The 22,637-nt window shown below is 63.4% G+C and carries 19 protein-coding genes; 9 read left to right on the top strand and 10 right to left on the bottom strand.

From position 1 onward, the window contains the following. Positions 1-68 precede the first annotated feature (68 nt). From E8F06_RS23050 to E8F06_RS23030, 5 genes are all read left to right on the top strand, one after another. A complete protein-coding gene (locus tag E8F06_RS23050; RefSeq protein ID WP_280371397.1) occupies positions 69-1,325 on the top strand; it encodes a TolC family protein in 1,257 nt (418 codons plus the stop codon). After that, complete coding sequence (locus E8F06_RS23045) at positions 1,322-2,803, top strand: efflux RND transporter periplasmic adaptor subunit (RefSeq protein WP_280371395.1); 1,482 nt, start codon at positions 1,322-1,324, stop codon at positions 2,801-2,803. Before E8F06_RS23050 ends, E8F06_RS23045 begins: the two co-directional genes overlap by 4 nt. Beyond that, the gene (locus tag E8F06_RS23040; protein WP_280371394.1) at positions 2,800-5,961 is read left to right on the top strand and encodes an efflux RND transporter permease subunit; all 3,162 of its coding nucleotides are present in this window, start codon (positions 2,800-2,802) and stop codon (positions 5,959-5,961) included. Before E8F06_RS23045 ends, E8F06_RS23040 begins: the two co-directional genes overlap by 4 nt. Before the next feature lie 336 nt (positions 5,962-6,297). Next, positions 6,298-7,455 (top strand): two-component system response regulator, encoded by a 1,158-nt coding sequence (locus E8F06_RS23035; RefSeq protein ID WP_280371392.1) that lies wholly within the window; start codon positions 6,298-6,300, stop codon positions 7,453-7,455. Between the two features lie 42 nt (positions 7,456-7,497). Further along, a complete protein-coding gene (locus tag E8F06_RS23030; RefSeq protein ID WP_280371390.1) occupies positions 7,498-11,535 on the top strand; it encodes a response regulator in 4,038 nt (1,345 codons plus the stop codon). Between the two features lie 90 nt (positions 11,536-11,625). Here E8F06_RS23030 and E8F06_RS23025 read toward each other — a convergent pair whose 3' ends face one another. The 6 genes from E8F06_RS23025 to E8F06_RS23000 form a co-directional block, all read right to left on the bottom strand. Further along, on the bottom strand, positions 11,626-12,288 hold the full coding sequence (locus tag E8F06_RS23025) for a VIT1/CCC1 transporter family protein (protein WP_280371388.1): 663 nt from the start codon (positions 12,286-12,288) through the stop codon (positions 11,626-11,628). A 69-nt stretch (positions 12,289-12,357) separates the two neighbouring features. After that, complete coding sequence (gene arcD / locus E8F06_RS23020) at positions 12,358-13,848, bottom strand: arginine-ornithine antiporter (RefSeq protein WP_280371387.1); 1,491 nt, start codon at positions 13,846-13,848, stop codon at positions 12,358-12,360. Between the two features lie 188 nt (positions 13,849-14,036). After that, the gene (locus E8F06_RS23015; protein WP_280371385.1) at positions 14,037-14,423 is read right to left on the bottom strand and encodes a hypothetical protein; all 387 of its coding nucleotides are present in this window, start codon (positions 14,421-14,423) and stop codon (positions 14,037-14,039) included. Between the two features lie 5 nt (positions 14,424-14,428). Beyond that, positions 14,429-14,671: a hypothetical protein gene (locus E8F06_RS23010; protein WP_280371383.1), complete on the bottom strand. Its 243-nt coding sequence runs from the start codon at positions 14,669-14,671 to the stop codon at positions 14,429-14,431. Positions 14,672-14,841: 170 nt separating this feature from the next. Beyond that, positions 14,842-15,066 (bottom strand): YMGG-like glycine zipper-containing protein, encoded by a 225-nt coding sequence (locus tag E8F06_RS23005; protein WP_280371381.1) that lies wholly within the window; start codon positions 15,064-15,066, stop codon positions 14,842-14,844. A gap of 11 nt (positions 15,067-15,077) precedes the next feature. Continuing rightward, positions 15,078-15,458, bottom strand: a complete 381-nt coding sequence (locus tag E8F06_RS23000; protein ID WP_280371379.1) for a hypothetical protein — start codon at positions 15,456-15,458, stop codon at positions 15,078-15,080. Between the two features lie 187 nt (positions 15,459-15,645). Between E8F06_RS23000 and E8F06_RS22995 the strand changes: the two genes are divergently transcribed. Together E8F06_RS22995 and E8F06_RS22990 are read left to right on the top strand one after the other, a co-directional pair. Continuing rightward, the gene (locus E8F06_RS22995) at positions 15,646-16,137 is read left to right on the top strand and encodes a GNAT family N-acetyltransferase (RefSeq protein ID WP_280371377.1); all 492 of its coding nucleotides are present in this window, start codon (positions 15,646-15,648) and stop codon (positions 16,135-16,137) included. A 214-nt stretch (positions 16,138-16,351) separates the two neighbouring features. Continuing rightward, positions 16,352-16,663: a hypothetical protein gene (locus tag E8F06_RS22990; RefSeq protein WP_280371375.1), complete on the top strand. Its 312-nt coding sequence runs from the start codon at positions 16,352-16,354 to the stop codon at positions 16,661-16,663. Positions 16,664-16,714: 51 nt separating this feature from the next. Here E8F06_RS22990 and dapF read toward each other — a convergent pair whose 3' ends face one another. Continuing rightward, on the bottom strand, positions 16,715-17,512 hold the full coding sequence (gene dapF / locus E8F06_RS22985; RefSeq protein WP_280371373.1) for a diaminopimelate epimerase: 798 nt from the start codon (positions 17,510-17,512) through the stop codon (positions 16,715-16,717). Between the two features lie 139 nt (positions 17,513-17,651). Beyond that, positions 17,652-18,887 carry an NADH:flavin oxidoreductase/NADH oxidase family protein gene (locus E8F06_RS22980; RefSeq protein WP_280371372.1) on the bottom strand — a complete coding sequence of 412 codons (1,236 nt, stop codon included), beginning with the start codon at positions 18,885-18,887 and terminating at the stop codon, positions 17,652-17,654. Between the two features lie 120 nt (positions 18,888-19,007). On the opposite strand from E8F06_RS22980, the gene E8F06_RS22975 reads away from it, so the two are divergent. Beyond that, the gene (locus tag E8F06_RS22975; protein ID WP_280371370.1) at positions 19,008-19,433 is read left to right on the top strand and encodes a MerR family transcriptional regulator; all 426 of its coding nucleotides are present in this window, start codon (positions 19,008-19,010) and stop codon (positions 19,431-19,433) included. 529 nt (positions 19,434-19,962) lie between these two features. Continuing rightward, complete coding sequence (locus E8F06_RS22970; protein ID WP_280371368.1) at positions 19,963-20,346, top strand: hypothetical protein; 384 nt, start codon at positions 19,963-19,965, stop codon at positions 20,344-20,346. A 105-nt stretch (positions 20,347-20,451) separates the two neighbouring features. Here E8F06_RS22970 and E8F06_RS22965 read toward each other — a convergent pair whose 3' ends face one another. Together E8F06_RS22965 and E8F06_RS22960 are read right to left on the bottom strand one after the other, a co-directional pair. After that, on the bottom strand, positions 20,452-21,489 hold the full coding sequence (locus E8F06_RS22965) for a fimbrial protein (RefSeq protein ID WP_280371366.1): 1,038 nt from the start codon (positions 21,487-21,489) through the stop codon (positions 20,452-20,454). 61 nt (positions 21,490-21,550) lie between these two features. Then, positions 21,551-22,057: a BRO family protein gene (locus E8F06_RS22960; RefSeq protein WP_280371364.1), complete on the bottom strand. Its 507-nt coding sequence runs from the start codon at positions 22,055-22,057 to the stop codon at positions 21,551-21,553. Positions 22,058-22,637 lie beyond the last annotated feature (580 nt).

Below are 22,637 nucleotides of genomic sequence, written 5' to 3'. Positions count from 1 at the left end.
CCCTCTGCATCACCTGTAGCTGCAGTGGGGCTCGCGCCTGTGCGCTGAAACTTCAGAGGAATCAATTGATGACCTCCCCCAATCCTTGCCGTGGATGGCCCGTGCCTGCTGCCCTGGCAATGATGCTGCTCGCCCTGCCCGTCCAGGCTGCATCGCTCTCGCTGGACGATGCCTTGCAGCTGGCTGAACGCAACGCCCCCTCATTGTCGGCGCAAGCCGCCAAGCTGGATGCCGCGAAAAGCGCTGCGATTCCGGCCGGCGAACTGCCCGATCCCAAGCTGGCCCTGGGCCTGCAGAACGTCCCCGTCGAAGGTGAAGACCGCTGGAGCCTGGATCGCGACTTCATGACCATGCAGATGGTGGGCGTGATGCAGGAAATGCCCAACCGTGCCAAGCGCGATGCCCGGATCGAAACCGCTCGCGCCTCAGTTGACCGCGCCGCCGCCGAAGCCGATGCCGAGCGGGTGAAGGTCCGTCGCGAGACGGCCCTGGCCTGGATCACCACCTACACCGGTCAGCGCAAACTGGCCCGTTTCGACGATTTCTTCCGCGAAAACCGCCTGCTCGAAAAAGCGGTACAGGCCCGCCTGGCGGGCGGACGCGGCCAGGCGCAGGACGCCGTGGAGCCCAGGCAGGAAGCGGCGCAATTGGCCGAGCAGCAGGACGAACTGGAACTCCAGGTCGCCCAGGCACGCGCGGCACTAAAGCGCTGGATTGGCCAGGACGCCGCCCTGCCCCTTTCCGGCGAATTCCCGAGCTGGCACATCGATGCAGCCCAGTACCTGCATGCCCTGCATCGCCACCCCGAACTGGCCACCTACGAGCCGATGACCCGTGAAGCCGAAGCCCAGGTGCGCGAGGCCGAATCGGAGAAGAAACCGGACTGGAGCTGGGAAGTCGATTACCAGCGCCGTGGCCGTGAATTCGGCGACATGATGACCGTGCAATTCACTTTCGACCTGCCGGTGTTCTCCGGTTCGCGCCAGGACCCGAAGATCGCCGCGCGCAGGGCTCAGGTCGATCAACTGGAGGCTGAACGCGAAGCGCTGCTGCGCGAGCACGCCCAGCAGTTGGAGGCCGACGTAGCGGATTACCAGCGACTGGATCGGGCGGTCAGCCGCAGCCGCACCACCCAGGTTCCACTGGCCGAGGAAAAGGTGCGCCTGGCCCTGGCGGACTACCGGGCCGGCAAGTCCGAGCTGGCCAGCGTCATCGCCGCGCGACGCGAGCTCGTCCAGGTCAGGCTCAAGGAAATCGACCTGCAAGGACAGCAGGCCCTGGCGGCAGCCCGCCTCTACTTCACCTACGGGGAGGGTCGCCCATGAGCCGCTCTAACTGGACCCTGCCGGCGCTGATGGGCGCCATGCTGCTCCTGGGCGCTGCCGGGGGTTACTGGTTCGCCGCCGAGAGCCACGCGCCGGCACCCGCCACTGGCACCGACCACAAAACACCTCAGGACAACCGCCAGCCGCTCTACTGGTACGACCCCATGTACCCGCTGCAGAAGTTCGACCAGCCCGGCAAGTCGCCCTTCATGGACATGCAGCTGGTCCCCAAATATGCCGAGGACGCGGATGAAGCTGGCTCCGTTCGCATCGAGCCGGACATCCAGCAAAACTTAGGCGTGCGCCTGGCTACGGTCACCACGGGGAAACTGGAGCAAGACATCCAGCTGACCGGCGTACTCGCCTTCGACGCGAGGAACGTGGCACTGGTCCAGGCGCGCGCCAGCGGGTTCGTCGAGCGCGCCTACGCTCGCGCTCCCGGTGACCTGATAGCCGCTGGTGATCCCCTCGTCGACGTGCTGATTCCCGAATGGGCAGCGGCCCAGGAAGAGTTCCTCGCCTTGCGCCGCTCCGGTGATCCGAGCCTGGCCGCTGCGGCGCGCCAGCGCCTGCAACTGGTCGGCATGCCCAGTGTCCTGATCGAGCGCATCGAGCGCCGTGGCAAGGCTGAACCGGCGCTGACACTTACCAGCCCCATCAGCGGCGTGATCCGCGATCTCGAAGTGCGCACGGGCATGGCCCTATCCGCCGGACAGACGCTGGCCAGAATCAATGGCATCGACCGGGTCTGGTTGGAGGTAGCCGTTCCGGAATCCCAGGCGGCCACGTTGAAGGTCGGGCAAGCAGTCGAAGCACGCCTGCCGGCCCTGCCGGGGGAGACCACCCACGGCGTTCTCGCCGCGATTCTGCCGGAGGCGGACCCGCAAAGCCGGACGCTGCGGGTTCGTATCGAACTGGATAACGCCGCCGGCCGCCTGAGACCGGGCATGACGGCGCAGGTGCAGTTGAATCAGCAAGGTCGCGACGCTGTCCTGCTGGTCCCCAGCGAGGCGGTCATTCGCACTGGCAAGCGCGTGCTGGTGATGCTGGCCGAAACGCAAGGCCGCTTCCGCCCTGTTGAAGTCCGGTTGGGACAGGAAAGCGAAGGGAAAACGGTGGTGCTCGCCGGCCTGGAAGCAGGTCAGCAGGTCGTGGCCTCCGGGCAGTTCCTGATTGATTCGGAAGCCAACCTGCGCGGCATCGAAGCCAGGACCTTGCACGACGCCGAGCCTCTCAAGGCAGGTCCGGCACTGCATGAAGCCGACGCCAGCATCGTCGAGGTCGGCGAGCAGGAGCTGACCATCTCCCACGGTCCGTTCAAGACCCTCGGCATGCCGGGGATGACCATGACCTTCCCCCTGGCCCGCCCCGATCTGGCGCATGGCCTCAAGGCCGGCGACCGCATCCGAATCAAGGTGCGCGAGACCGATAGCGGCCTGCTGATCGAACAGGTGGAGAAACTGGAGTCCGCGCCATGATCGAGAAACTGATCCGCTGGTCGGTCGCCAACCGCTTCCTGGTGCTGCTGGCCACGCTGTTTGCGGTGGGCTGGGGCATCTGGTCGCTGCGCGAGACGCCGATCGATGCCCTGCCCGACCTGTCCGATGTACAGGTCATCATCCGCACCAGCTATCCGGGCCAGGCCCCGCAGATCGTCGAGAATCAGGTCACCTACCCGCTTGCCACCACCATGCTCTCGGTGCCGGGCGCCAGAACGGTCCGGGGGTTCTCCTTCTTTGGCGACAGCTTCGTCTACGTGCTCTTCGAAGACGGCACTGACCTCTACTGGGCCCGTTCACGGGTGCTGGAATACCTGAACCAGGTCCAGGGTCGCCTGCCCTCGACTGCCCGTGCGGCCCTGGGGCCGGATGCGACCGGGGTTGGCTGGATCTTTCAGTACGCCCTGGTGGACCGCAGCGGCACCCATGACCTGGCACAGCTACGCGCCTATCAGGACTGGTTCCTCAAGTACGAGCTGAAAACCCTGCCCAACGTCGCCGAAGTCGCCACCGTGGGCGGCATGGTCAGGCAGTACCAGGTCCAGCTCGACCCCATCCGCCTCACCAGCCAGGGCCTCACCCAGGCCGATGTGGTGGAGGCCATCGGCAAGGCCAATCAGGAAACCGGTGGCGCCGTGCTGGAAATGGGCGAGGCCGAGTTCATGGTCAGGGCATCCGGCTATCTCAAGACCCTCGCCGACTTTCGGGCCGTCCCGCTGAAACTCACTCCACAGGGCACGCCCGTGACCCTGGGCGACGTGGCCACCGTCCAGCTCGGGCCGGAAATGCGCCGGGGCATCGCCGAGCTGGATGGCGAAGGCGAGGCCGTTGGCGGCGTGGTAGTGCTGCGCAGTGGCAAGAATGCGCGGGACACCATTACGGCGGTCAAGGCCAGGCTGGAGGAGCTGAAGGCGAGCCTCCCGCCAGGTGTGGAAATCGTCACCACCTACGACCGCAGCCAACTGATCGAGCGGGCCATCCGCAATCTCAGCCAGAAGCTGATCGAGGAGTTCCTGGTCGTAGCCCTGGTCTGCGCGGCGTTCCTCTGGCATCTGCGTTCGTCCATGGTGGCCATCGTCTCGCTGCCGGTGGGCGTGCTGGTCGCCTTCGGCGTCATGCACGTCCAGGGCATCAACGCCAACATCATGTCCCTGGGTGGGATCGCCATCGCCGTAGGCGCCATGGTCGATGCGGCGGTGGTCATGATCGAGAACGCCCACAAACGCATCGAGGCCTGGCACGCCCGCCATCCCGGCCAAGAGCTGCGCGGTGACGGGCACTGGCGGGTGATGACCGAGGCGGCGACCGAAGTCGGCCCTGCGCTGTTCTTCAGCCTGATGATCATCACGCTGTCGTTCATTCCGGTGTTCACCCTGGAGGCCCAGGAAGGACGGCTGTTCGGCCCTCTCGCCTTTACCAAGACCTATGCCATGGCCGCGGCCGCTGGCCTTGCCGTCACCCTGGTGCCGGTGCTGATGGGCTACTGGATACGCGGCCGGATACCGCCGGAGCAGCGCAACCCGCTCAACCGCGCGCTGATCAGGCTGTACCAGCCAGCGCTGGACGTCGTCCTGCGTTTCCCCAAGGCGACCCTGGCGGTGGCCGTTCTGGCTTTGCTGACGACCCTCTGGCCCATTGCCCGCCTCGGTGGCGAGTTTCTCCCGCCGCTGGACGAGGGAGACCTGCTCTACATGCCCTCCGCGCTACCCGGCTTGTCCGCACAGAAAGCCTCGGAGCTGCTGCAACAGACCGACCGCCTGATCAAGACGGTACCCGAGGTCGCCAGCGTCTTCGGCAAGGCTGGTCGTGCGGAAACGGCCACCGACCCCGCACCGCTGGAGATGTTCGAGACCACCATCCGCTTCAAGCCCAAGGACCAATGGCGCAGCGGGATGACCCCGGAAAAGCTCGTGGACGAACTGAATCGCGTGGTCAGGGTGCCCGGCCTGACCAACATCTGGATTCCGCCCATCCGCAACCGGATCGACATGCTGGCAACCGGCATCAAGAGCCCCATCGGGGTCAAGGTGGCGGGCACCAACCTGCAGGAGATCGACCTGGCCACCCAGGCCATCGAACAGGTGGCCAAGGCCGTACCCGGCGTGACCTCCGCCCTCGCCGAGCGCCTGACCGGCGGACGCTATATAGATGTGGACATCGATCGCCAGGCGGCAGCCCGCTACGGGATGAACATCGCCGACGTGCAAGCCATCGTGGCCAGCGCCATCGGCGGCGAGAACGTGGGGGAAACCGTCGAAGGCCTGGCTCGCTATCCGATCAACGTGCGTTACCCGCGCGAGTGGCGCGACTCGGTGGCCGCGCTCCAGCAACTGCCGATCTACACCCGCCAGGGCGGCCAGATCACCCTCGGGACCGTAGCCGCCATCCGCGTCGTCGACGGCCCGCCCATGCTCAAGAGCGAGAATGCGCGCCTCTCCGGCTGGGTCTACGTCGACGTCCGGGGGCGGGACCTGGCGTCCGTGGTGAAGGACCTGCGGCAGGCAGTCGATGGCTCGGTGAAGCTCGCGCCCGGCATGAGCATCAGCTACTCCGGGCAGTTCGAGTTCCTGGAGCGGGCCAATGCGAGGCTGAAGCTGGTGGTGCCGGCGACGTTGACGATCATCTTCGTGCTGCTCTACCTCACCTTCGGGCGCTTGGATGAGGCCGCGCTGATCATGGCTACCCTGCCCTTCGCGCTCACCGGTGGCGTGTGGTTCCTGTACCTGATGGGCTTCAACCTGTCAGTGGCCACCGGCGTCGGCTTCATCGCCCTGGCCGGCGTGGCCGCCGAGTTCGGCGTGATCATGCTGCTCTACCTGAAGAACGCCTGGTCAGACCAGCAAGCCGCCGGGCAAACCACGAACAGGGACTTGCTGGGCGCCATTCGGGAAGGCGCAGTACAGCGCGTACGCCCCAAGGCAATGACCGTCGCCGTCATCATTGCCGGCCTGCTGCCCATTCTCTGGAGCGGCGGCACCGGCAGCGAGGTGATGAGCCGGATTGCCGTGCCGATGGTTGGCGGCATGGTCACCGCGCCCTTGCTGTCCCTGTTCGTCATTCCCGCGGCTTACTGGCTCATGCGTCGTCGCAGGTTGTACTCGCCAGGCGCAGAAACCAGCGCTGGAGCACGCTCATGAGCGGCACATTCACCTAAACCTGTGGCCGCGCCTTGTAGGGTGGGCTTTAGCTCACATGTTTCTGTAGTGGTGGGCTGAAGCCCACCCTACGGTTAACCCATCAAGCCGTCGCCGCCTCCTTGAACAGGCGATGGACGGCCTTGTGGCAGTTCTCGTCGTCAAGGAACTCCAGGGGGAACCAGCAGCATTCCGCAATTTCGTTGAGCGGCTGCGGGGCCTGTGAGGCGGGAAGGTGGGGGCCAGAATCGTCATCTCCACAATCCACGACTAATCTCCCCTACAACCGAGCGGCAGGAGTCTGCGCCGCTCACTGACTGGCTGGGGGAGCTTCTGATCATGGACAGCACGCAAGACACCTATAAGGCAGCCACGGTGCTCGTTGTGGACGACACGCCCGACAACCTGATGCTCATGGCCGACCTGTTGAAGGACCGGTATCGGGTCAAGGCCGCCAACAGCGGCGAGAAGGCACTTCGGTTACTGCAGGCTGATCCACTGCCGGACCTGATCCTGCTGGACATCATGATGCCGGGGCTTTCCGGCCATCAGGTGGCGGAACAGCTCAAGCACGATCCTCGTACCACTGACATTCCCATCATCTTTCTCACTGCCATGGCAGCCATGGAGGACGAGATCCTTGGCTTGAAACTGGGCGCCGTGGACTACATCACCAAGCCGATCAGCCCACCGGTGGTTCTGGCACGGGTGGAAACCCAGCTGAAGATCAAGGCCGCAGCCGACTTCCTGCGTGACCAGAAGGAATACCTGGAGAAGGAAGTGCAACGCCGCACCGCCGAAGTCATGGCCATTCAGGACGTGACCATCCAGGCCATGACCTCGCTCGCCGAAACCCGGGACAACGAGACGGGCAACCATATCCGCCGTACCCAGCACTACGTGGAGCTGCTGGCCGAACTGCTGCGCGACCATCCACGCTTCAGGCACTTCCTCAATGACGAGACCATTCGACTGCTGTTCAAGTCAGCTCCGCTGCACGACATCGGCAAGATCGGCATTCCCGACTACATCCTGCTCAAACCAGGGCGCCTGACCCCGGAAGAGTTCGACATCATGAAAACCCATACCACCCTGGGTCGGGATGCCATCCAGCATGCCGAGGATCAGTTGGGCATCTCCGTCGGCTTCCTGCGTCTGGCCAAGGAAATTGCCTACAGCCACCAGGAAAAGTGGGACGGCAGCGGCTATCCCGAGGGGCTGGCTGCCGATGACATTCCCATCAGTGCGCGGCTGATGGCCGTTGCGGATGTCTATGACGCACTGATCAGCCGGCGCGTTTACAAGGCAGGTATGTCTCATGAGCAGGCGGTGGAGATCATCCGTCAGGGGCGCGGCTCGCACTTCGACCCTGACATCTGCGATGCCTTCCTGAGTTGCCATGGACAATTCCGCACGATTGCAGAACGTTATGCCGACAGCGACCAGGACATGGCCAGGCAACTCGCGGCCCTTGAGCACATCGCGCAGGAACCCTGAGTCTCGGCGTGACCTTTCTGGTTTCGGCAATGGGGAGTTGCCATGAACAAAGTGTCTGCCCTGCTTGAGCGCCTGTCCCTGCGCAACAAGCTGGTCATGGGATTTGCCGCGCTGCTGGCGCTGGTCCTGGTTCTCGGCGTGCAAAGCCTGCGCACCCAGGAATTGTTGCAGCGCGATATGCAGCAGCTGTACCAGAAGGATCTGGTAGGCGCCGCCCACCTGCAGGAAGCACGTGCGCAGCTGCCGCATCTGGTCCAGGCGCTGCAGCGCGCCGTGGGAACCAGCAGCGGAGAAATCCGTATCGAAGCGCTGAAGCAGCTGAACGAGACCCACGAGCGATTACAGGAGTCGCTGGCTCAGGCGCGGCCGACGCTGCGCCTGCCACAGAGCCTGGTGCAACTGGCCGAGCTGGAGGTGCTGCTTGAACGCATACAGCGTGGCGGTGAGGAAGCCCTGGATCTGGTCGGCCGGGGGTATCAGGGCCAGGCGCTGATGCAGCTCAACAGCGACGAGTTCCAGGCCCTGGACCAGCAGGCCGACCAGTTGCTCAACCGCATGGCACAGGTCAAGGAAGACTTCATCCATGACACCGCCAAGCAGATCGCCGAGTTCGCCCGGTTCAGCACGACCCTGACCTACGTACTGCTGCTGGGTGGGCTGACGCTGGCACTGCTGCTCGCCAGCCTGGTCAGCCGCTCGATTCGACTGCCGCTCAACCGGGTGCGTGTTGCCGTCGACCAGCTGACTGCGGGGCAGTTGGATCAGCACATCCCCCATACCGACATGGCGAACGAAACGGGCGACCTGGCCCGCGCCATTGCCACACTGCAGACCAAAGCCCAGCAACTGGATCGTCAGCGCTGGATTCAGGCGCAGTCAGCGCACTTGCAGGCCGACCTGCCGCAAGCAACCACGCCGGATGAGCTCGCCCAGACCTTTCTCCGACACATGGCCGGCATGCTCGGCACCTGCCGTGGCGTGCTCTACAGCCTCCGGCAAGGCAGTGATCATCTGGAACTCATGGGCAGTTACGCCACGGACCCGGAATACCCACCGAATGACGTTGTAGCACTGGGCACCGGCTTGCTCGGACAGTGCGCGCTTGACCGCACGCCGCGCCAGTTCGAGGGGTTGCCACAGGAGTTTGGCCGGCTGCGCTCGCAACTGGGCGAACTGCCGGCCAGCTATCTGCTGCTGCAACCAATCCTGCGTGGCGACCGGCTGCATGGCGTGCTCGAACTGGCTGGGTTCCAGGCGTTGGGCGAGCGCGAGACGGCCTTGTTGCAGGAGGCGCTGCCCAGGCTGGCCGGGGCCATGGCGCTGATGGAGCGCAATCTGGCCGTGCAGGAATTGCTCGCGGAAACGCGCCGGCAGGCCGACGAAATGGGCGCCCAGGCGCTGCAACTGGAACAGCAGGCGCAGGAACTGGAATCGCAGCAGAGTGCGCTGCGTGCTACCGAGGCCTGGTACCGGGGCATCATCGAGGCGGCGCCCGACGGCATGATCGTCATTGGCTCTGACGGTCGCATCCTGATGACCAACCCACAGCTGGACAGCCTGTTCGGCTACGCCACCGGTGAACTGATAGGTGAATCCGTCGAGCGTCTCGTGCCCAGCGCGTACCGTGCACGCCACGTCGAGTTGCGGGACGGTTTCATGGCTCAGGGCGGCACCCGGCAGATGGGCGCCAACCTGGACGACCTGCAGGGCGTGCGCAAGGACGGCAGCCTTTTCTCCGTGGAGATCGGCCTGTCACACCTGCCGGCGCTGGAGGGGCGCGGCACCTGCGTGTGCGCCTCGGCGCGTGACATCAGCGAGCGCAAGCAAGCCGAAGCCGTGGTGCAACGCGCCAGGGAGATGGCCGAAGAGGCCACCCGAGCCAAGAGCGATTTCCTGGCCAACATGAGCCACGAGATCCGCACACCGATGAACGCCATCATCGGCATGAGCCATCTGGCACTGCGCACGGAGCTGGACCCGCGGCAACGCAACTACATCGAGAAGGTGCATCGCTCGGCAGAAAATCTGCTGGGGATCATCAATGACATCCTCGACTTCTCCAAGATCGAAGCCGGCAAGATGGACCTCGAAGTCATTCCCTTCCACCTGGAGGATGTACTGGAGAACTTCGCCAGCATGGTCGGCCTGAAGGCGGAGGACAAAGGCCTGGAGCTGCTCTACAACACCTCCCCCAACCTGCCGACGGCGCTGCTGGGCGATCCGCTGCGTCTGGGGCAGGTGTTGATCAACCTGGGTAACAACGCGGCGAAATTCACCGAACGTGGCGAGATCGTCGTAGGTGTGGAGCGCATCGGGGGCGACGATGCGCGGGTGGAACTGCATTTCTGGGTGCGCGACACCGGTATCGGCATGAGCGAGGAACAGTGCGGGCGCATGTTCCAGTCCTTCAGCCAGGCCGACAGCTCGACCACCCGCAAATACGGCGGCACCGGGCTTGGCCTCTCCATCTCCAAACGCCTGGTGGAACTCATGGGCGGGCGCATCTGGGTGGAAAGCGTGCCCGGCCAGGGCTCGACCTTTCATTTCAGCCTGAGCCTGGACATACAGCGCAATGCGCAGCCACGGCGCATGTTCACCGCCGACGAATTGCTCGGCACGCGGGTTCTGGTGGTGGACGACAATGCCAGCGCCCGCGAAATCCTCTCCAGCATGGCCAGGAGCTACGGCGTGGAGGTGGACGTAGCCGACAGCGGTGGCCTGGCCTTGCGCATGCTGGTGGATGCCGAGCAGCGCAACCTGCCCTATGACCTGGTGCTGATGGACTGGCGCATGCCCGGCATGGATGGCGTGGAGACGGTACGGCGAATGCATGAGGCCAATCTGGAACGCACGCCATCGGTGATCATGGTCACCGCCTTTGGCCGTGAAGAGGTGCGCGAGCAGGCCCAGCGTCAGGGCGTGACTCTGCCGGTCGTACTGACCAAGCCGGTGACCCCTTCCACCTTGCTGGAAGCATTGGGCACGGTGCTCGGCAAGGTGCCCCAGGCCGGAACCCGCGCCAGCGAGCGCTACGGGCAAAGTGCAAACGACATGGCCGGCTTGCGGGGCGCCCGCCTGCTGCTGGTGGAAGACAACGAACTCAACCGTGAACTCGCCAGCGAGCTGCTGCAGGGCGCCGGAGTCGAGCTGAGTCAGGTGGTTGACGGGCAACAGGCGCTCGACCTGCTGGAACAGGACGCGGATTTCGATGGCGTGCTGATGGATTGCCAGATGCCGGTGATGGATGGCTACACGGCCACCCGCCGGATTCGCCAGCAACCCCGCTTCGATGAAATGCCAGTGATTGCCATGACCGCCAATGCCATGGCGGGTGATCGCGAGCAGGCCCTGGCCAGCGGCATGAACGACCATATTTCCAAGCCACTGAACGTGACCGACATGTTCGCTACCTTGGCCAGGTGGATCAGGCCGGGTGCCCGTCGCAAGGCTGAGGCGCCGGTGGTCAAAGCTCCCGAGGCAACCACGGAGCTGCCCGAGCGCCTGGAAGGCATCGACATGGCCGCAGGTCTCGCGACCTGCATGGGAAACCGTGACCTGTACCTGCGTCTGCTACGTAAGTTCCATGCCAGCCAGGCGCGTTTCAGTGAACAGTTCCAGCAGGCAAGTGCCAGCGACGATCCGACGGCGCCAACCCGGCTGGCCCATACCTTGCGCGGCACCGCCGGCAATATCGGTGCCGGGACGGTGGCTCAGGCAGCCGCCGCGCTGGAACAGGCCTGCCTCGCTGGGGAGGCGTCCGAGGAGATACAGGCCCGGCTCCTGGAGGTCGAGCGCTGCCTTTCTCCGTTGCTGGCCGCCCTCGCTGGGGTCGCGCAATCGAGTCCCGCCACTGAGCTGCCCGCAGTGCCACGTTCACAGGCCCGGTTTGGCGCTCGCCTGACCGAACTGAAGCGGCTCCTGGCCGATAGCGATACAGCAGCCTTGGATACCCTCAAGGCGCTGCAAGCCATGGCTAGCGGCCCGGAAGAGGCGGCGCTTCTGGCCAAGGTGGCGCAGCAGGTCGAGCTTTTCGACTTTGATCGAGCGCTGGAGATGTTGCAGGAAATGGCCACTGAGTGAGCGTGGTTCGTAGGTAGGGTGCGCCATGCGCACGGGTAACTGAGCTTCGCGCAATCCCTTGAACGGTGAGCGCGACGCACCCTACCTCGGTCACCCGCCCAGCGCGATGATTGCGAAGAGCAACGCCGTTCCCACCAACGCCAATGCCGCGCCCGTTGCCCAGGTGTTGCCGCCGGAGTAGCGGGCCAGCAGCCAGCCGCTGAGGAACAGCATCCCCAGGGCCACCAGGTTGGAGGTGCGGATCGCCACTCCGGTGGTATCGATCAGCAGGAACGGAACCACCGGAGGAAAGGTCGCCAGCACCACCAGCAGGAAGGTGCCGAACGCGCCCTTGATGTCTTCGAAGTCCAGCCGCGAGCGAAAAGGCTTGTCAGCGTTGAGCAGCAAGCGCAAACGCAGCATCTCCAATCCGTCGGGGTCCGCCGCCTCGGCTATGCGCGGCGGCAGCGCGTCGGCTATCAGCGCCCTCCCCCTGTCCGCCCCTGCGTCCCCCTGCAGGCGGGCCATCAGCGTTCGGCTACGGGTACGTTCGGTCCAGGTGCGCAGCAGGTAGATCACGGAATCGGCCAGGCCCCACGCGAGGTTGCAGCCGAAAGCCGCGATCAGCATGGTTCGCGCCTCTTCACGGCCCGACGTCGCAACGCTCAGTGACCCGATGAAGGTCATTGCCATCAGCAGTCCGAAAATCACTTCGGTAGCGCGATCCACGGGATCAAGCACCCGCTGCCTTGATTCGTCTCCAGGTCTATCCATGGCGTACTTTCTCGAAATTCGAACCGGTCACGGCGGACGGATAACGCCGTCCGCCGTGGATGCCCGGCGTCAGAGGCTGAGGAAACCGCTGTACAGGCCGTATCCGGCGATCAGCGCACCAATCAGCACCACCAGGAAGATCACCTTCTCCACCGAGGTGAACACCGGCTGCCCCAGTTCGCGCTTGGCCTTGGCGAACAGGATCGCCCCGGGGGCATAGAGCAACGCCGACAGCAGCAGGTACTGCACCCCTGCCGCGTACACCAGCCAGACGGCGTAGAGCACGGCGATCAGTGCGATCAGCAGGTCCTTGCCACGCTCGCCGGGAGCTTGCTCGTAGGTTTCATGCCGCCAGGCCAACAGCAAGGCGTAGGCGGCGGACCAGAAGTACGGCACCAGGATCATCGAGGTGGCCAGGTACAGCAGGCTGAGGTAGGTGGAGCTGTTGAACAGGGTGATGATCAGGAACAGCTGGATCAGCCCGTTGGACAGCCACAAGGCGTTGACCGGCACCTGGTTGGCGTTTTCCTTGCGCAGGAACTCCGGCATGGTGTGGTCGCGGGCGCTGGCGAAGAGAATCTCGGCACACAGCAGTGTCCAGGACAGCAGAGCACCGGCCAGGGAGATGATCAGCCCGACGCTGATGAGGACAGCACCCCAATGACCGACCACGCTCTCCAGCACGCCAGCCATCGACGGATTCTTCAAGCCAGACAGCTGGGCCTGGGCCAGGATGCCCTGGGACAGCACGTTGACTGCCACCAGCAGCAGGAGCACGCCAACGAAGCCGACCACCGTGGCCTTGCCGACGTCGCTGCGCTTCTCGGCGCGGGCGGAGAAGATGCTCGCACCCTCGATGCCGATGAACACCCAGACGGTGACCAGCATCATGCTGCGCACCTGGTTCATCACTGTGCCCAGGTCACTGTTGCCGGCGCCCCAGAAATCTGAGGTGAACACATCCAGCTTGAAGGCGATGGCGCAAATGACGATGAACAGCGCCAGCGGCACCATCTTGGCGATGGTGGTCAGGGTGTTGATGAAAGCCGCTTCCTTGATCCCGCGCAGCACCAGGAAGTGCAGGAGCCACAGCAGCACCGAGGCGCAGATGATCGCGGGCAGGGTGTTGCCCTCACCGAACAGGGGGAAGAAGAAGCCCAGAGTGCTGAACAGCAGCACCATGTAGCTGACGTTGCCGATCCAGGCGCTGATCCAGTAGCCCCAGGCCGAAGAGAAGCCCATGTAATCGCCAAAGCCGGCCTTGGCATAGGCATACACACCGCCATCGAGCTTGGGCTTGCGGTTGGCGAGGGTCTGGAAGACGAAGGCCAGCATCAACATGCCGACCCCGGTGATCAGCCAGCCGATCAGGGTGGCGCCGGCGCTGGCGCTCGCTGCAATGTTCTGTGGAAGGGAGAAGATACCGCCGCCAACCATCGAGCCGACGACCAGGGCGATCAGCGCCCCGACCTTCAATTTATCGCTGGAGGCGGCGACCTGTGTCTGCTTGCCGGGTTCGGCCTGCTTACCCAACTGCACGTTGCTGGTTGAATCGACCATGTAAAGCTCCTTGCCAAAAAGGCATCGCTCAATTGAATGGCCGGCCAACTGGAAATGGTCGCTACCGCACAGCATGACCCTTCGAGTGGTCCCCGCCACCGAACAGACTGCTTGAATCACTGCTGGGAGCTGGTTCGATCCAACTCGTGCCCCGCAGCCGGGCACTGCCTTTCGAATCGCTTGGACCGCTAGGAGCCTCGTAGCATGTGGTAATGCTCAGCTGCCCAATGCTTCACCGCTTCCGCTGAAAGTTGGTGAGGCGCGTCAACTCGCTCTTGCAGCTTAGTCGCGAATTGCACGGCGGAAGCCTCGTCATGAAAACTGAACGTCATGCCGCAGGCATGGACCAGCCATACAGGTTTCTCCTGCACGGTGGCCTGCTCAATCATTAGCTCCACTTGGCTCTCCCAATTTCTGGAGAAGCACGCTCGAATCGATATGAGTGTAGCCAGCAAGTTGAAGGCAGCAGCCTGTATCGCCGTGCCCATCAGCCAGCGGGATGAAACTGCGCCGGTGGGGTGCGCCATGCGCACGAGCGGATTGCCAGGGCGCCGAAACGCTGCGCAATTGCTCAAGGGGATTACCTGGCCTTCTGACGATCCAGAACCAGCGTAATGGTGCCATCCGTATTCGACGCCACATACGGATCAAGCGCCGGGAACCGGTCAGCGGCCTGCTCCACCAGAAACTCTCCGGCAAGCAGGACCCGCTCGCGAGTGGGGTTTGCCAGCACGATGCTCTCTCTTGCCCGACCATTGGCTTCAAGCGCGGTGGCGGCTCGCTCGACCAGATCGGCCAACACGGCCAAGGTTTCTAGATCCATTGCTCACCTCACCCGGAACAATCGGCTCCGGGAGCCAAACGTCGCTTCTGTAGGATGTGGCGGCTATCGACCGCGAACATCTGTCCGGCTGGTGGGCTACTGGCCTGAAGTCACTTCGCAAGCTTGTCCCTGGCAATTGAAAGCCATTGCCAGGGTGCGGACTGGCCCGCCTACTTCTGCTTGCTGCCCCTGATGTTGCCGACAACCCCGCCGGCGACGGCGCCCACCGCCGCGCCGGTCCATCCACTGCCACCGGCGATGGCGGCAATACCGGCACCGGCCGCGGCACCGATAGCCGCGCCGCTCAGGGTTCCCTGTTGCTGGGAAGACATCGAAGTGCAGCCGATCACACCCACTGCGGTGAGGACTGCGGCAAACGTAAGCAACCGCTTCATGTTCATCTCCGCTACTTGTTCTTCTCAAGGCCGGGCACGACCATCTCGAACCAGATGGTCTCAATGACGGGCCGATTCACACGGTCGGGATGGGCGGCGTACCACTGGTTCAGCCCTTCGCGCACAGTATCGAGCGTGTGCCCCTTCAGGCCCCTGCCGAAACGCGGAATCAGGCTCTGCTCATCGGTCGGCGGCTTCGACGCGTGGTAGGCCGCTTCCACCTCGAAGGCGTTGGCGATGCCGATGAGATAGACCTTCTTGAGCTCCTCCGTTGACCGCATCCATTGCTCGCCGGTGATCATGGGCACTTCGGAGGCACGGGCGATGCCTGATGCCGCTGCCAGGGTCAGGCATACCGCCAATGCCAGCGTGCCCAATCGCAATGTTCTCATCGTCTCCCCTCCTCGCCAGGCTGAACCACGACGCCACATCTATCGGTGCAGAGTAGACCCTCCCGTTTGGGCCAGCAAAAGCGCGCAGACCGCCGTGGCTGTATGGAAAATTTGCTTGCGATCTGCACCTACCGGTGACTTCTCCCCGGCCCTAGCATCGATCGCTCCAAACAGGCAGGACCGTGCGATGAACGAGATTCCCGGGGACATCGACTTTTCAGGATTGAAGGCGCGTCGGCTGGAGCCGAGTGACCTTGAGATGATCTGCGTACATCGCGAAGCCATGTTCCTCGAAGCCGGAGGCGTTCCGTCGGAGTTGCGGGTGATGACCGAGCACTTCCGGCCCTGGCTGCGTCAGCGGCTGACCGATGGCCGTTATTACGGCTTTGCCCTGCAGGGCGGAGGGCAGTCTGTGGCGGCAATAGGCCTCATGAGCATCGAATGGCCTCCGCACCCGTCCCATCCAAGCCTGGACCAGCGCGGCTATGTACTGAATGTGTTCGTCGAGCCGGCCTATCGACGCCGGGGTCTGGCGTCGGCGCTCATGAAGTTGGCCGAAGCCGAGTTTGCACAGCGCGGGGTGAGTTTTGCCGTGCTGCACGCGACCCAGGCCGGCAGGCCGGTATATGAAGAGTTGGGCTGGGCGGCCACCGCTGAAATGTCCAAGGCCATCGGCTGACCCGAACGGCCGGCAGATTTCGCGAAGCACACGATCCCCAACACCAGGCAGCGCCAATCGTCGCCACGCGTGCTGAATGTGGCGCCCCTGCACCGCAAGGTGTCGGGCGCGGATAACCGATAACCGGGGCTACACTCTAGAGTGCAATGCATGTTGTTCCCCTAGCTGCCATGGCGTCCCGTGTCGCTGTGGCAGCGTTTTTAGGAGGATGCCCATGCATGCCCTCTCCGAAACTGACCGCCATTTCATTTCCGCCGTCCATGCGCTGATGCGTGAATACAGCATCAGTCGATCGCAGCTGCTCGCCATGCTGGATCGAAACACCCGGCGAGCGGTGCCAGGCCCGACGCCCCAGCCCCTGCGGACCTATCTCAATCCGCACACGCGACAGTCCATACAGGTGCGCGTGGGCCGCAACCTGACCTACCGGGCCTGGGTGGCCGAGTACGGCGAGGAAATCGTCGCAACCTGGCAGATCGAGCCAATCAGAAGCCGCAAGAGGAAGACGGAACGCCCCGCCAGGTGAGTTTCCGCCTCACCCGTCGTAGGGTGCGCCACGCGCACCGATTCCGCGATTTCAGGCCAGGCACTCTGGGTCCAGGCTGTAACTGCCCACGCGGCACACCGGTCCTTGCATCAGGACTTCGAACTCATCATCCAGGACGATCTGGATCATCCCGCCTGGCATATGAACATCGACCTTGTGATCTACCAGCCCCAGCCGCCGGCTGACCGCCGCCGCCGCGCAACTGCTGGTACCCGAGGACAGCGTATAACCGACCCCGCGCTCCCAGATGCGTACCTCCAGATTGTTGCGGTCGATCACCTGGACGAACTGCACATTGGTGCGGTTCGGAAAGTGCTCGAGGTGCTCGATGATCGGGCCAAGCGAACGCGCGATAAGCTCATCGGGCTGCTCGACGAAGATCACGCAGTGGGGATTCCCCATGGAGACCGGATTCAGCCGAAGCCTGCGCCCCTCGACGTTCAATTCCGGCAGGATCCTGTCGGGAAACTGCGCACGTCCCATGCGAATAGCGACACTCCGGCCTTCGTCCAGCACCTGGCAAGACACCACGCCGCCGGCCGTACGCACCTGGAACTCCCCAGCAGATACATGGCCGCGATCCCAGAGGTAGCGACAGAAGATTCGCAGCCCATTGCCGCTTTTCTCAGCCAGGGAGCCATCGGTGTTGTAGATGAGCACGGCGGGCATTTCGGCCGGCGCGAGCACCGGCACAAGAATACCGTCGGCCCCCAAGCCCCTGTGCCGGTCACAGGTCCTTGAGATTTCCGCCGAACTAAGGTCGAAGGGCTGTTCGCCCGTGTAGACCAGGTAATCGTTGCTCGCAGCGTGATACTTGATGAAATCCATAGCGACTGAGGCTTCCGTTCTCAAAGTTCAACGAGATTAGGCAAGCCGGATACTGCTAACAAGCGTCATTCCCACGAGTCCCGAAGGACTCCGACAGCCCTGCGCCGTCGAAGTCCATCCGCCCGCTTACCTCGGTGCCTCAACCCGCCCGGCTGCTCATCATCCGCCGGTACTGCCGCGCACGATGAAGGGTGCTCCACTGTTCCTGCAGCAACGTCCGCAGCGGCGAGGCGTTCGGCTGCGGATGCGTTCCATCGGCCAGGCGACGCATCTGGTGCTTCACCAGGGACATATAGGCCAGCGCAGCGAGGGCCTTGCGCTTCCAGCGGATCGACGGCAATTCCGCGCTGGCCTTTTTATTGCCCGCCTTCCAGAGGTTCGGCAGCGCCGGATTGACCGCCAGGGCGGTAGCGATGCCTGCCATTGCCACGCCGCCCGAGAGCACCTGCTCCACCACCGGCAGGCGGCGGATGCCACCGGTGACCATCACCGGCATCCGCGCGACGGCGGCGATCTCCTCGGCAAACTCCAGGAAGTAGGCTTCGCGAGCCAGGGTGCGGCCGTCACGTGCATCACCCTGCATGGCCGGCGCCTCGTAACTGCCGCCGGAAAGCTCCACCAGGTCCACGGAAAGATCATTGAGCCAGAGCACGACCTGACGCGCGTCATTCGTCTCGAAGCCACCGCGCTGGAAGTCTGCCGAGTTCAGCTTCACGGCAACGCAGAAACTAGGCGACACCTGGGCGCGAACGGCCTTCACCACTTCCAGCAGCAGGCGTGCGCGGTTCTCGATGGAGCCGCCCCAGCGGTCCTTGCGGCGGTTGCTCAGGGGCGACAGGAACTGGCTCAGCAGATAGCCGTGGGCGGCATGCACCTGCACGCCGCTGAAGCCAGCCTGTTCGGCCAACACCGCCGTGCGGGCGAAACGTTGGATCAGCTCGCCGATCTCGTCCTCACTCAGTGCCCGGGGCACCGGGAACATCTTGGAGAAGCCGCCCATATCCAGTGCCACGGCGGAGGGAGCGACGGTGGGCTGGCCGAGATTGGCCTGCATCTGCCGGCCGGGGTGGTTGATCTGCATCCAGAACTGCGCGCCCTGCGCTCGGCCGATTCGTGCCCAATCGCGGAAACGCTCCAACCGCTGGCCTTCTTCCAGCACCACACCGCCGGGGCCAGTCAAGGCGCGGGCATCCACCATCACGTTGCCGGTCAGCAGCAGACCGGCACCGCCGTCGGCCCAGGCCTGGTAGAGACGCAGCAACTGGTCCGATGGGGTCTGGTCCTGGTTGGCGAGATTCTCCTCCATCGCCGCCTTGGCGATGCGGTTGGGAATGACGGCACCATTGGGCAACTGCAGGGGCTGGAAGGGCGACATGGGGCTCTCCGGAAGGTTGCGCCGTGCGTCGGATTGCAGATCGCAGAACCACGGCGAGGTTGGGTTACGGAGAGCCTAAGGTTAAAGTCAACCTTAAGGTCAATAGAGGAGTTTCATTCAATGAAGATCGGCGAACTCGCCCGCCGCAGCGGCCTGACCGCGTCGCGCATCCGGTTCTACGAAGCCAGCGGCCTGATCAGCGCCCAACGCCTGGGCAACGGCTATCGCGATTACTCCGAGGAGGCATTGCACACGCTGGAAGTCATTACTTGTGGGCAGCAGGCCGGTTTCAGCCTTGAGGAAATGCGCAACCTCATGCCCGCTCCGAACGAGCCTGGCGACCACCATGATCGGCTGCTGGAAAGCCTTCGCCGCAAGGTCGTCGAAATCGACGCCCTGCAGGAGCGCCTGACGCAAAACCGCGAGCAATTGCTGGCCCTCATCGCCGATATCGAAGGCAAGCCAGAGGGAATGGGCTGCGAGGAAAACGCCCAGCGCGTGCTCGCCGGGATGCGGGAGCGTAGAGGGAATGCAGCCAATGGCTGAGCGTGAGGGTGCGCCATGTGCGCACCAATTTCGGAGTCAGTCCCGGCACCGCTGAAAACCGCCGGTGCGCCCAGTGCACCCTACCCGTCTCTGCGTGCCGGGTCGCTTTGGGCGTAACCGCGTCCGGGAGGAAATCCGGGAGCACTTTCCCTGCGACGAAACTGGCCGCGACGACGTAGCAACGTAGGATGGGTCGGGCGGCGTTCCGCGAGCCTGCGATACCCATGCTGTTCGTTGGGGCCGATGGGACTCGCTTCGCCACATCCTACGAACGTCATCCTGATACCCGGGCAACCCAATCGTCACAAGCAGAGCCGATGGTTCATGACCACGTCCTCGGGACGTGGTTTCCCAGGATCAAATGAATTTCCTTTCTTTTTTCTCAGGGCAAGGAATAAACCAGGCTGCGGGCCGTCTCTCCCCCGCAGCCACGGGTCCCCTGCCTCGCTACGGACCCGTCCGCCACAGCTTCACGCACTCAAACCCATTGGCGATAGCCGGATCGCCACCCTGACGAGAGAGACTCGCCATGCTGAAGAGAATGCTGGTTCCTGCCGTTGCCCTGAGCCTTTGCGGCCTGTCCCATGCGGTCCTGGCCGACACCCCGACCAAGGCGGTAGCCACCGCGCTGGGCCCGACGCTGGCCGATGGCCGGGGCATGACGCTCTACACCTTCGACAAGGACGCCAATGGCCAGTCCGTCTGCAATGACCAATGCGCACAGAATTGGCCGCCTTTCATAGCCCCGGCCAATGCGAAAGAAGAGAACAGCTACAGCGTGGTCGTACGCCAGGATGGCAGCCACCAATGGGCCTACCAGGGCAAGCCGCTCTACACCTGGGTCAAAGACACCAAGCCCGGTGACACCACAGGTGACGGCGTGAATCAGGTCTGGCATGTAGCCAAGCCCTGATTGGGGTGAGGCTGTGGGGGCAAGAGTCCCAGGGCAGCCCCGCAGGCTGCTCAGCGATTGAAATCGCCCCCACAACGCCAGTTTCCACCCACGGATTCTGTGGGTTCAGTTGTAATCCAGCACGTAGGTGAGTGACGCGTCCGCTTGACCAGTGACGAGCGGAGCGTCAGTCGGAATGTACTGGGCGTTTCCTTCAAAGCGGTAGAGGTGCCCCTCAGCGTCCTCCCCGGTAAATCCGAGCGGATATGTGCGGCCAGAGCCGAAATGCAAAGGATTGTTCTGGGCATCGGTCAGAGCCAGCGCCACACCACTTGCTTGCCCGGCGGCTCCAACCTGGACGTCGAGTACGCCAGTGCGTGGTGAGTTGCCTTCGAAATAAGCCCGGACCAAATGGTTCGGACGCTTTATCCCCTTGCAGCGGACGTCAAAGGAGAAGGGCGTCACCGGAGCCCGCCCCGCTTTCACATCCTTGCCCGGTACCTCGCCCATATCGACGGTGACTACAGGTTTTGCTGGTTCGCAACTGGCATACATGGCCTCGTTGATGACCGTGGCACTCCCGGTGCTTCGCCAAGCCAGGCGAAATTGGGTGCCATGGGTAACCACGTAGCTGGTCAAATTCACGTAAAAATCAAGGGAAATGGTGCCTGACCCCACTCGTTGCCCCATGCGAACGAGTTCCAAAGCGAATTGGTTGCGAGGCGTGTAGGCGTTGTAAGCAGAGCTGTCATGGCTAGGCACATAACCCTCTTTGATCCAACTGCCCGAGGATCCGCTACTGAAGATTCTCAGGCCGATCCCCTCGATACCACTTTGGTATACGTCGGGATAGCCCGCTACTAACTTGAGACCATTAAGTGAGTACTTATGGGTGTTCGGTGCGACGCTGCAAGTCAGTGTTGGCAGGCGTTGAGGGTCACTGCGAAACGGTACGCGCAATATTGTGCTACCTATCGCTACTCGCTCGTCGATGCGTAATATCGGGTCAGGCAGCTCCAGCGTGATGAGGGTGGAGGACGGAAAGCGGTCCCATTCGCAGAAGTCCTTAGGAACAGCAGCTTTGGCTAGTGCTGGGAAGAAGCAGACCAGAAATAGTGCCACTCTGACCGGCCCTTGGTGTATCCCGGTTGTGTTGATGCTCAAGGCGTTTAACCTCCTTCAGGGTTGGAAATGCGAGATAGGGAAATCACTGGGGCCTTCCTCCTCAATCTCCACTAGGCGCCCTACTCCAGGTCGGATCACCCCGCAGCTGCGGGTCATCAGTTGCGGCCATGAACACGGGCAGGTCCCTGCGGGCGATCCAGATTTCCCCTTGCCACTTCACTACTCCGATTCGCTGGTTGGCCCAGGTCATCAACGCCCGCTGGGGCGAGGCATCCGCGACGCGGTGATAGTCATGCAGCGTCGGTACCAGCACTTCACTCACCCATTGGCTGATCACCCGATGTTCCGGGTGGCCGAATCGGTACAGCGCCTTGTAGGCCCCGGCATCGCTGATCACCTCCACCTCTTCACGCAGGCCGCTGGCGTACTGCAGCAGCACAGTGCGCTTCTGGTGTGGGTCCATGCGGCTGGGCAAACGGTCAGGGCGCTGGGCGCCAATAAGGCGGGCGAAGTCCTGGGCGACGAACCAGGGCTGGTTGTCGATCATCACGGCACGTAGTTGGTGGGAATGGCGTTGGAAAACGACGGGGATATATGCGTCTTGCATGCTGAAACTCCACTTCGTTCCTGAAGAATCCCGCCGTCAATGAAAGGAGGCGGATCGCATGGGGTTGACGAACCGGCTAGCTAGGACCCGGCAGCCCTAAAGGACTCCCCACACGATCCGCCATGAAGTAGGCAGTCCAGAACTGCCCAAGTGCCGATGCCTGCAAGATTGCTCTCACATGCACCTCATGGCGCTATCGCACCTAACTAGTTCGGGTCGTCAAACCCGGTCACGACTAACCGTGACGGCGGGCACTCTATCCATCGCGTTTGTAGGCGCTCAAGGTTAAAGGCGCGTAGGAACGCTGGCTGTCGGCAGCGCGACTCTTCGCAGGACGAAAGCTGTAGGAAAAGTCTTAGGAAAAACCGGGCGGCTTTCCTGTAGGGGCGATTTCATTCGCCAAGCAGGACGCCGTCCTGCCGTAGGTTGGTCCGAGGAACGAGGCCCAACATCGGTGTTGAGTCTTGGCTGCCGAGGATTGGTGGATGAAAAGAGCGCCATCCACCCTACGGGCCAGCTTCGCCGGCCAATCGCGATTGAAATCGCCCCCACAACAGTTCCCCACGCAGGGTATTCCTGT

The organism is Pseudomonas sp. BN411, assembly GCF_029871235.1.
Taxonomy (GTDB): Bacteria; Pseudomonadota; Gammaproteobacteria; order Pseudomonadales; family Pseudomonadaceae; genus Metapseudomonas.
Note: the sequence above shows the minus strand (reverse complement) of the source record. Positions and strands in the feature narration are given on the sequence as shown.